The following is a 10,046-nucleotide window of genomic DNA, read 5'->3' as shown; positions in this document are numbered from 1 at the left end:
TCTTCACGCTCCTCGGACGAGACCCCCGCGACGACGCCGGTGTCGATCTCGAACTGCTGCACCCACCGGCGCACGGACTCCTGCGAGACCCCGAGCGACTCGGCGACCTGGGCTCTGACGGCGGTCTCTGACGAGTACTCCGAACGGTGCTGTGTCACCATCCGCACAGCCCTGGAACGAACTTCGTGGTCAATCTTGCGTGGCACCTTGCCATCCTCTCGTGTCGCTCAGAAAAGAGCGGCAGAAAAGTCAGGACGGTTCATCCCGATCTACTTCGCTGAACGCGCCAGCCCCTGGCAACGCGGCGCGAACGAGAACTTCAACGGACTCCTCCGCCAGTACTTCCCGAAAGGCACGAACCTCGCCCAACACTCGGCCGCACACGTCGCCCGCGTCGTCAACGAGATCAACCACCGCCCACGGAAGACCCTCGACTACGACACCCCGGCACGACGCCTGAAACACGAACACCGCACCCCACAACCAGCACTCCGATAGCCTGCAACGACCTACTCTGTTGCGTCGATCACCAGAATCCGCCGCACCCATGCGGGCTTCTTGCCGGGCTGGGTAAACGGGCACCTCCTTCGCCACGGGGCATCCGCTGCGCTCGACGATCGAACTCACGTCCGCTGCCGGACCGCCTACGGGCACAGTCGGATGCGGCACGAGACCGGCGTGTCTTCACGATTTGGACGTGAGTGCTCGGGCGCTTTCTATAGCCTCGCCTGCAAGCGGGGGCCTGTGAGCAAGACGTCAAAATTCTTCACTGCGGTGCAGCGACGAGCTCAATCGGAGTTTAAGCACGCCATCTGGAGTCATATCTCGCAGCGTTCGCGGGAAAGGTAGGCAGCAGTCGCCGGGGCACAAGGTGGGATTCCTTGACGGGTACGCGGGTCCCGGTCGGTACGTCCATCCCTCAGAGCGACAGATCGCGATCTGCTCCGTTAGGAAGCCGGGCCGTTTCGGAGGCAGTGAGCGGTGGGCGTCCCGGGATCTCGGTCTGGCGACGTATGTATTCGCCTTCAGAGGGCCGGTCGGGCAGCCATGGCCATTGTTCGTCACGCGGATAGTCCGCGACGACAGCGTCCTTGAGTCCGAGTTCAGTCCGCATGGCATTGCGGAGAACTCCTAGGAGGTCTTGCGCGCGGAACCAGCCCGGGTAGTAGTTGACGAATGGGCCACGCTTCTCGACGACCGCTGTGATCTCCATCAGTGCACCGGAGACGCGGTGTGTGAGGTCAGCTACGTCGGCGCCCGCCACGAGTTGCACGTCGCCCAGTGAAGGTTGCAGTTCCTCGTCCCAGCGAGTGAAGTAGTCGGTTAGCCCCTCTCCGATGAAAGCTTCGTCTTCCTCGGTGACTTCCTCGTCCCCTTGATACGGAAGAAATACTGCGACGCCGTCGATCTCTCGGAGCATGGATTGGCTGAGCACCAGGAACGATGCATAAACCTTACGCCGATCAGCGAGCCAGCGACGGTCGTCTTCTGCGGCAAGGCGTCGCCGCTCCGCAGATTGACCGAACCCCGTGGTCATCAGCCCGCCGACAATCGTGCCGATCACGGCGAAGCTGCCTGCCACTACAACGGCGAGCAACTCGGGAGACACAAGCCGACACTACGCCGTCCCGCGCCACAATCCGCGCCGACATTCGCCACTTCTCAAGGAAGGGCACTGCAACGGGAGACGATGCCTTCCGGGCGTCGCTCATTGCTCGAGATTGAGCCATCAGGCACGACTTACTTCGAGCTGGGCAAAACGAAAGGGCCGGCCCGTTTGGGCCGGCCCTGCGTCCGTCTGGCGGGAGAGAATCGCTAGGCGGATGCGGGCTAATGCCCGCTGGTCTGTGCGGCCGCCTCAGCGCTACTGAGCGGGCGGGCGGCGGGCGGCCCTTTGCTCATCATCCGTCGTCGTCCGGGGCGGTTCGCCGCACCTGGGCGACGGCTCGCGTGAGGCTCGGCCCGATGTTGTCGGCCTCGATGACGCGGCTCGTACTGCTTCGCGTCGTCGGGGCCCCAGCTGCTGGTGTGCTCGCGACCGACCACGATCACGGCATCGCCCCTGTGCGGCGATGCCGCGGCGTTCTCACCGAGCTCGAACTTGGCCTCGACGAAGTGAACGGTGGGGGTGTCGTGCTCGAGGTACTCACTGCGGCGGTACTCCCCCGTGTTCTCGAGCACCCGGAACTTCGTGATCTTGATACTGCCGGCCTGCACGACCTCGGAGTCGGCGGCCAGGTTTCCGGTGATGGTGCGTGTTGCCATGGTTCTGCTCCTTCGTTGCTAGTTGTCTGCGCTGAGGGTGTCCAGGATCGTCATGTGCCTCACTCCCCCGCGGTCAGTTCCGCGATCTTGTCGGGTGGAAATCCGCTCCAGCGGTCTCCATCGGTGATGACGATGGGAGCCTGCAGGTAGCCGAGCTCCTTCACTGTCGCGAGCGCCTGGTCGTCAGTCGAGAGGTCGATCACTTCGTAGCTGATGCCCTTGCTGTCCAGCGCCCGATGCGTCGCGTTGCACTGCACGCAGAGGGCTTCGTGTAAACGGTCATCTGCTTGCTCGTGATCTCTGTCGCCTCCACCAACAATTTTTTGGCCTGTCTGGCGAGAGAAATCGAAAGTGAGCAGGAGTGCCGGAGTGCCGGAGTGCCGGAGTGCACCAGTTTTCGGGCGAGATAAGCCCCGCAGAGGCGCGTCCGAAAAGTTCGGCACGTAGGCACGGAGCGAACTACGGTGAACGGCCAGAAGGCCTCCTCGGTTGTGCCGTACATCACGCAGCGATGGCCGGTTCGGTGGCGGCGGCCGCCTCCTTGGCCGCGAGCTCTTCCCGAGCCTCATCGAGGATGCGATTGATGTGTCGCGCGAGCGTCGGAACTTCCGGGCGATCGCGCGCTCCGAGTAGCGGCCGGTGGTGGCGATGGCTGAATCGGCCGCTGCGACGATCTTCCGCCGCTCTTCCTCGGAGACCGGCCGCTTCCTGCTGGTCGAGGTGCACTCCTCGTCGGCCACATCAGCGCCGACCAGAGAGAGAACATCCTCGATGTTCTCGCCGTCGTGGCCGGCGTGATGGTCGCTCTCAGTCGGGCTGGACTCGTCGGTCCGGCCGATCGGCGCCGTGCGCTTCGACCCGGACCCGAGCTCGTGAGTGAGTGTGCTCGCCGCGGCGAGGGTGAGCACCGGAACGAGGCCACGACCATCACGACCCACAGCGGCGCGGTCTCGAATCCGAGGCCGACGAGAGCGTGGTAAGTCACCTGGCCGGCGATGCCGAGGCCGAGGCCAGCCAACGACGACCACTTGGCGAAGTGCCGGGCAGACGGCGAGATGTGCTTGTGCGTGAGCCATACACCGAGGGAGAAGGCCGCATAGGCCTCGAGTCCGAGGGGCAGGACGATCGAGAGATCGAGCGTCCACGGCGCGATGCCAGGCAGCATAGAGCGGAAACAGCGGCCACCGTGAGTATGTGTCGTACTCACGGTGGCCATGTCGACAGCATGTTCAGTGGCCGGTGCGACTGCCTGGCTGCCGGTGTGGGCGACGGTGCTGTTCGGCTCATTTGCCGGCTCCTAAATTGGTGCGGCTGCGCCCTACGTTATCAGAAATTGTGCGGAAGCGCACCTGTTATGGTGGACAGGTGAGCGAACGCGAGCACGCATCGGCCGGCCGATCGGCGGAGCCGGCCGACCCTGGCCCTGGTCCCGCCGACCTGTACGACGTCGGCCGCCTGGCGGCGCGCCTCGGGATAACGGCCAACTCGCTCCGGAATGCGAAGCTGCGCGGCGCCGAGTGGCTACCCGCACCTGTTGGCGAGCTCAATGGCGGTGCCGTCTGGGCAGCTGATGATCTCGCCGGGATCGAAGACCGCCGCCGGCCACCCGGCCGACCTCGTTCGGCCGGCACGAAACAGACCGGCTAAAGGCGCCCCGGCAGAGCGTATTGCACTTTCCTAATTGGCGGGAATGCTGAGAATTGCAGACTCGCGGATCTGGGTTTCGGTGTTCCCCTGCAGCTGGTCTGCGTGCTCGAGCAGCGCATCGACGGCAACGCGGATGATCGTGTTTGCGGTGATGCGCGTCTTCTCGCCTGGATCCTTGGCACGCTGCAGCCGCTTGGCGATCTGGTCGAGGGCGACCTGCTGGTCTGGCCGTAGCCACGTCTCTTTCCGCTCGTACTCCGTCACCGCGCCGAACCGCGGGGCCGGCGTCGAGGTTTGCTTCTTCGCCGCGGGCTTCCGTGGGGCAGCTGCGTTCGCAGCCGGAACGGACGCCGGCGCCTCAGCGACAACGGTCGGCCCGGCTTCGGGGGTGGACGTGACGAGAGCTGGGGCAGGCTCGGCGGCCGCCGGAGTCGGCTTCATCTCGTCGATGCGGCGCGTGAGGAGCCCGAGATCTTTGCGTGCCATTACCTGCTCCCTGTCTTGGCCGGCTGGTTCGCCCAGAGCGACACGAGCTCGAACGCGACGGCGTTGTAGTCGAAGATCGCGTTGCGGTTTGCGCGGGTGTCCGGGTAGTTGGTCACGACGTCGCCGCGTCCAGGCGCGTCCTTGTGGGTCTTGTAGTAGCGGATGACTTGCTTGAAGCGAGGCAGCTGCAGGCCCTCGTCGACCAGACGCTCCCAGTCCTCGAGCTCTCCCGCGTTGCGCATGTCGATCTTGCTGAGCAGGATCCGGTACGGGATGCCCCGGGGCTCGACGTGCTGACGGACCGTGCGGACGATGGGCTGCACGGCGAGATCCTCGGGGGCCAGGGGTACCACGACGAAATCGACCACCTCGAGCACGGCGGCCAGGATGGCTTCGGCCTCGAGATTTCCGGGGGTGTCGATGAGTACGACGTCGTATTCGTCGTCGAGGTCGCGCAGCTTGGCGAGATTCGACGCGTCGACGCTCGCCGTGAAGTCGAACGGCAGTCGCTCCCCCGCGTTCTCGGCCCACCAGGTCGTCGACTCCTGCGGGTCGACGTCAACGACGAGCACCCGGTTCGCATTCTTTGCCAGCACCGCGGCGAGATTCACCGTCGTGGTGGTCTTTCCGATGCCGCCCTTCTGGCCGACAAGTGCAACGATCCTCATGCTGTGATCCAATCCGTGAGTCTGGATGTTACCGAGTTACAGAGTCGGTGTGTCGCGACTCTGTAACTCACGAGGCTCCAGAGTTTGTAAGTTCCTGAGTCTGTACTTCTGTACTTCTGTACTTCTGTACTTCTGTACTTCTGTACTTCTGTAATTCTGTACTTTCCGGAGCTCCCAATTTCGTAAGTCACAGCCTAACAAACTTCGTGATTTACAGAGATCCAGTCTTTGTACCTTACAGACTCACAGATTTTGTAGTCTGTAAGTCTGTAGGAACAGCCGGGGGAGTGTGAGGGGGCCGTCCAGAGGCCGGCCCTTCGGCTATCGCCTCGAGCTGGGGCGTCGGTCAATGGCGTTGAGCTCTGCGTAGGTGGTCGGGTCGATGAGGGGTCGGGTTAGGGGAGCGGCCCGCCCGCGAAGGCGTGCCGCTCGGCGGTCAGTCCTCGCTCGGGCGCCGCGAAAGCCCGGAACGTAGCCGGCGGAGCGAGCTACGATGATCGGCCGGAATGGCGAACAAGCCTCAAAGGGTGGGCCGCGAAGCGGCCGCCGGCGGGCGAGTGCGAGGGGCGCCCCTCGCGGGCCGGCCCGCCCGCCTCGGGCTAGGGGCGCTGGTGCTCCTGGATCTCGGCATAGGGCGCGGTGTCGCTCCAGCTGTATCCGGTGGTGACGCTCACTGTCTTGGCGTTGGCCCGCGCGACTTCGCGCCAGTATCCGCGAATCCTCACCAGGTCGCCCTTCTGGATCTGCTCTTGCGTGTAACCGGTCGCGGTGCCGTCTGCGATCTGCTGCGTCCGAACGCCTTCCCAGTACTCGAGCTGGTCCCGCAGCTCGGCGAGCCGGGGCGCGGCCCGGCTCGCGCCGGCGGCCTTGAGCTCGCCGCCCGCGGGCTGGTAGCCGGATTCGAGGTCGTAGCGGTCGGCCTCGATCGCTCGTTCGGCTCGGCGGATGTCTGCGCCGATCTTCTCGATGCGATTTGCCACGGTCACCGGGGCGTAGCGTGCGCCGGTGGTGTGAGTGGCCGTCTCGGCGCGGTCGGCCGCGCGGTCGGCCGCCTCCTGAGCCTCGATACTTCGGCCAATGCCGCGGTCGGCTCGGGCGATTGCAGCCCGAAGGCGTCCCTCTGAGTGGTGGCCGATCTTGATTGGCTCGCCGCCCTCGGGCAGCCCGGTAAAGTGCGCGCTTGGCGGATTCCCATGCGACATCCGCCGCGTCGCTCTTGCGCTCGGCCTTGACCTGCACTGCGTTCACGCGGTCTTCCTGCCGGGCGATCTTACCTGCCTCGACCTCGGCCGTGGTGCGCGTGGTGTCATCGATTGCGGTTGCGACCTCGAACCCGGCATCGCGCAGCGCCGCCGCTGTTGCCTCGATCCGGTGCCGGTTCGGGCGGTGGTCGCGCCTGTTCGGCATGTACCAGGCGGCGATGCTGCGGTCCCAGCGCCAGCGGTTGGCCTTCAACACCTCGGATGAGCCGTCGCCCTTGCTGGTGGCATCGATGATCCTTCCAGCATCGTAGGTGTGGGTGTTGGTGAGCATGTCAGGATCCTTCGGAGTCTGTAAGTCTGTAAAGCGGGCATCTACGGCGGAGCGATAGCCGCGGGCCTCGAGCACGGGAGAGCGCGAGGGGTCGCCCCTCGCCTGGCCGGCTCGGGTCGAGAGGGGCCGGGCGGGCTGGTTGCCCGCCCGGCCTGCTGGGTCACTCCTCCTCGAACTCGCCGGGTTCGAACTCATCGGTGTCGAACTCGTCTGCTTCGTCGTCGACGCCAGCGTCGGCGCGAGCGGCAGCCTTGGCGGCTGCGCCGGCGATGACCAACTGCTCGACCTCCGAGAGGGTGTATCCCACGCGGCGATCTGGGCGAGGTAGGCGGCCTTCTCAGCGTCGGGGTATCGCCACGCGCTCTTGTCGGTGTTGTCCTCGATCCCGCCGAGCACGATCGCGAGGCTGACGTGCTGCGCCTTGGACGGGTTCGCGACGACAAACTCGGAGAGCTTGTCGGACCGCCAGCCGGTGCCTCGCTCGATTCGGAGCAGCGTGTGCGCGGAGCCGTTGCCCTCCTGCATCGCCCGGTACACGTCGCCTCGGTGGAACGTGAGGCCACGCGCGATGAGCAGAGGAGCGTCCTTCGGCAGCGTCTTCCGGCTTATGAATTTGGTCAGCCAGTCGAGGCGCACGGCCTCAGCAGCCGCCCACGCCTTTTGGTTGGCGATGAGTGCCTTGCGCTCGGCCTTCTGCTCGTCGGTCATCGGGCCGCCATTGCTGCTGCGCCCCGTCTCCGCGTCGCGGTCGCGGTAGCCCGCTTCCTTCCACCCGCGCAGGTAGTAGTCGCACTGCGGCTTCTCGTCCACGCGCCACAGGTCGATGGTGACAGCGCGGCCTTCGAGCAGTGCGAGGGTATCGCGGTCGACGGCCTTGCCGTCGGCGGTCCGGAGTCGGTGGATGCTGAGGTAGTCGTCATCGTCCCAGCGGGGCCGCTCGACGAGCACTTCGTACCCGGCTTCGCGCATCTTCTCGGCGTGCTCTGCGATTTTTGCGGCGAGATCACGGTCAGTTCGCGCGCGCTGGGCGGCATGCCGGAACTGCTTGCGTTCCGTCTTGACGATTTCGATCAGATCGCCGACGACCTCGGGGGAGTCCTCGAACTCGATGAGGATTGCGGCCTGCTCCAAGTCGATTTCGTGCGCGACCACGGCCGCGGTCGCGACGGCGTTCTCAGCGACTGCGAGGCCATGCTTCACACGGTCGACCTTGGTACCGGTCTTCTTCGCGATGCTGTTGGGCGTCATTCCTTCGAACGCGAGTTGCTGCCATGCCGCCGAGCGCTCGGCCTCGGTGAGGTCGGCGCGCTGCTCGTTCTCGATCAACTGGTCGATGATGCGTCGCGCCGCGCTTTTGGTCACCGTCGACGATGTAGACGGGAACTGTCGGCAGTCCCGGCTTCGCGGGCAGCGAGAGTGCGGCGCTCGCCCATCCGCACGAGCACGTTGCCTTGCTCGTCGCGGTAGCCGTGCACTGGCATGACGACACCGTGCTCGCGAATCGGGATAAACTCCTTGGTCGGCGGCTTCATGGTGTCACCGGGGCGCACGTTGGCCTCGATGACGATGCTTTGCGGGTCGATGTGCTCGACGACCGCAGCGGGTCGGGTCGTGGTGTCGGTTGCCATTGCTCTCTCCTTCGTTGTCAACCGTTTTTGTTTGCCTCCTGGCGAAGAGAATCGATTGCGACCGGAGGGTCGTGGAATACCGGACTGAGGGAGCTTGCGACCGAGGGAGGATATGCCGCGAAAGCCCATAGCGCAGGCCCCGGAGGGAGCTACGATGAACGGCCAGGAAGGCAAACAAAACGACTAGTGCAGTGCCGCGCAGCGGCCCCTCGCTAGGCTCTGGCCATGAAGCTCCTGGCGATTCCAGACGCATCGGGTAGGCCATTGCTCTGGGATAAATGCGGAGCACCTTGTCAGCGTTAGCCGCGTTCATTTGTCCGACGGCCGCGAAGTACGCCTGATTGCTGAGCTCAAGGTGGACGGGATGCCCCTACAGCGAGTCGAGCTCGGGACATTCGATTCCGTCGAGACGGCCGACACGCCGTGGGCCTCTTTCCTCCGCCGCCTCGAGGCCTAGACAGCCCGGCGGGTGGCGAGACGCCACGTCGGCACTCCTCAGTTGTGTCGGCGGTCACCGGTAGAATTCAAGTGTGAATTCACAGCCGAATTAGCTGATCGGAACCGGGTTCCTCTCGTGACCGAGATTGGAGCCATGGTGCCGAAGAAAACGCCCGCAGATGATCCGAAGTTCGTCTCTGCGCTGGCTCGCGAGCTATTCGCCATCCCCGCCGGCATCCGTCAGAGATTCGGAATACCGGACATCACGATCGACGTTCTCGAGGCCGTCGTGGTCACCGTCCGGGAGCTGCTCGATGACCGCGATGCCCGCCCCTTGCTCGAACGACTCCAGGATGCGTCCTCTCGATTCGAGCCGCTGCTCAACCTCGATCCGGAGCGGGTACAGCGGTTCACCCAATGGGTAGATTCAGATTTCCAGGACGATCTGAAGCGTCGCATTGCAGAGTTTCAGTCGCCGGCGAAGCAGCGGTTCTTGAACAAGATCCTCGGTTCGGCGCACTTTACGCGACTCAAGCGCGCGGCAGCAGAGGACGGTGCTCTGCTGGTGCTGGCGGCACGGCGCATGCTTCGTTTCTGCCTCCCAGTCGCTCAGGCGATTCACGATGCGGCAACCGCCGCGCCAGCTGCAGTACGTGATGGTTCGGGTCTTAGCTTTACCGAGTTCACGCTGGTGCATATGTCGCTCCAGCTCGATAACGCCCTCGATCAGCTCATGGAAAAGCAGGGCCTGAGACTCGAAGACTTGGATCTTCCCTATCGAGCCGATGAGGGCTCAGGGCTCGACGTTGATGTGGATGAGCTGGTCCACGCGCTGCGTGCTGCGCTAAGCGATGAAACCATGCGCCGTGCGGAAGAGATCAGCGAGCAGCTCGGTCGAAAACTCCGCGGATTCGAGCAGGCGCTCGAGCTATCAGATGATGGGGCTTCGCAAGCTGCAACCAGCCTGGTGGAGTTCATTGATCGTCTCCTACGGGGCGCGTTCGATGAGACCTACGTCCTGGCATGGAGCCAGGAGCACTTCCCGAGTGACAGCACGCTCGTGTACACACCGAGCAGCGGGAATGCGAAGCCGCGAGCAACCAAGCGCGCTCAGGCTCTCTGCTTCGTGTACGCCGGCCAGGCGCCCAACGAGCACGGCACGCTTGAGCCTCTTATGGCCGCCACCATCGTCTCGGTTCGCAACCTTGCAGAGAAGATCAAGCACGCAGACCGAGGAACAGAAGAAGAAAAGCATGAGCTCCGAGAACTCATGGCGTCTTTCAGGGGCGCCATGACGTTCACAATGCGCTTCACCTGGACACTCGCCGACGACGATCGCCTCGAGTACCTCCGAGACCGGTTCGCGAAAGCCGCGTAGAGG

The 10,046-nt window shown here is 64.5% G+C and carries 10 protein-coding genes and 2 pseudogenes; 5 read left to right on the top strand and 7 right to left on the bottom strand.

What is annotated here, in order from left to right; translation table 11 throughout:
- Positions 1–261: 261 nt before the first annotated feature.
- Positions 262–498 (top strand): annotated as a pseudogene (locus AC1DZA_RS18990) (transposase); the annotation flags it as partial.
- A 421-nt stretch (positions 499–919) separates the two neighbouring features.
- On the opposite strand, the gene AC1DZA_RS18985 reads toward AC1DZA_RS18990, so the two are convergent.
- From AC1DZA_RS18985 to nrdH, 3 genes and pseudogenes are all read right to left on the bottom strand, one after another.
- Positions 920–1,609 carry a hypothetical protein gene (locus AC1DZA_RS18985; RefSeq protein ID WP_476773922.1) on the bottom strand — a complete coding sequence of 230 codons (690 nt, stop codon included), beginning with the start codon at positions 1,607–1,609 and terminating at the stop codon, positions 920–922.
- A 221-nt stretch (positions 1,610–1,830) separates the two neighbouring features.
- Positions 1,831–2,265, bottom strand: coding sequence for a single-stranded DNA-binding protein (locus AC1DZA_RS18980; RefSeq protein WP_476773921.1), 435 nt, complete (start codon positions 2,263–2,265; stop codon positions 1,831–1,833).
- A 59-nt stretch (positions 2,266–2,324) separates the two neighbouring features.
- Positions 2,325–2,548: pseudogene (nrdH, locus tag AC1DZA_RS18975) on the bottom strand (glutaredoxin-like protein NrdH).
- 1,082 nt (positions 2,549–3,630) lie between these two features.
- Here nrdH and AC1DZA_RS18970 point away from each other — a divergent pair.
- Positions 3,631–3,912: a hypothetical protein gene (locus tag AC1DZA_RS18970; protein WP_476773920.1), complete on the top strand. Its 282-nt coding sequence runs from the start codon at positions 3,631–3,633 to the stop codon at positions 3,910–3,912.
- A 30-nt stretch (positions 3,913–3,942) separates the two neighbouring features.
- Here the strand turns inward: AC1DZA_RS18970 and AC1DZA_RS18965 are convergent, their stop codons facing one another.
- The 3 genes from AC1DZA_RS18965 to AC1DZA_RS18955 form a co-directional block, all read right to left on the bottom strand.
- Positions 3,943–4,398 carry a hypothetical protein gene (locus tag AC1DZA_RS18965; RefSeq protein ID WP_476773919.1) on the bottom strand — a complete coding sequence of 152 codons (456 nt, stop codon included), beginning with the start codon at positions 4,396–4,398 and terminating at the stop codon, positions 3,943–3,945.
- Complete coding sequence (locus AC1DZA_RS18960) at positions 4,398–5,066, bottom strand: ParA family protein (RefSeq protein WP_476773918.1); 669 nt, start codon at positions 5,064–5,066, stop codon at positions 4,398–4,400. The genes AC1DZA_RS18965 and AC1DZA_RS18960 overlap by 1 nt, the downstream gene beginning before the upstream one ends.
- A gap of 599 nt (positions 5,067–5,665) precedes the next feature.
- The gene (locus AC1DZA_RS18955; protein WP_476773917.1) at positions 5,666–6,268 is read right to left on the bottom strand and encodes a DUF3560 domain-containing protein; all 603 of its coding nucleotides are present in this window, start codon (positions 6,266–6,268) and stop codon (positions 5,666–5,668) included.
- Positions 6,269–6,357: 89 nt separating this feature from the next.
- Here AC1DZA_RS18955 and AC1DZA_RS18950 point away from each other — a divergent pair, with 89 nt between their 5' ends.
- Positions 6,358–6,579 (top strand): hypothetical protein, encoded by a 222-nt coding sequence (locus AC1DZA_RS18950; RefSeq protein ID WP_476773916.1) that lies wholly within the window; start codon positions 6,358–6,360, stop codon positions 6,577–6,579.
- Between the two features lie 180 nt (positions 6,580–6,759).
- On the opposite strand, the gene AC1DZA_RS18945 is transcribed toward AC1DZA_RS18950, so the two are convergent.
- A complete protein-coding gene (locus tag AC1DZA_RS18945; RefSeq protein ID WP_476773915.1) occupies positions 6,760–6,906 on the bottom strand; it encodes a hypothetical protein in 147 nt (48 codons plus the stop codon).
- Positions 6,907–7,010: 104 nt separating this feature from the next.
- On the opposite strand from AC1DZA_RS18945, the gene AC1DZA_RS18940 reads away from it, so the two are divergent.
- Positions 7,011–8,066 (top strand): hypothetical protein, encoded by a 1,056-nt coding sequence (locus tag AC1DZA_RS18940; protein WP_476773914.1) that lies wholly within the window; start codon positions 7,011–7,013, stop codon positions 8,064–8,066.
- A 753-nt stretch (positions 8,067–8,819) separates the two neighbouring features.
- Complete coding sequence (locus AC1DZA_RS18935) at positions 8,820–10,043, top strand: hypothetical protein (protein WP_476773913.1); 1,224 nt, start codon at positions 8,820–8,822, stop codon at positions 10,041–10,043.
- Positions 10,044–10,046 lie beyond the last annotated feature (3 nt).

The organism is Agromyces sp. P2_B3, from assembly GCF_056404815.1.
This window is presented reverse-complemented; position numbering and strand designations above follow the sequence as displayed.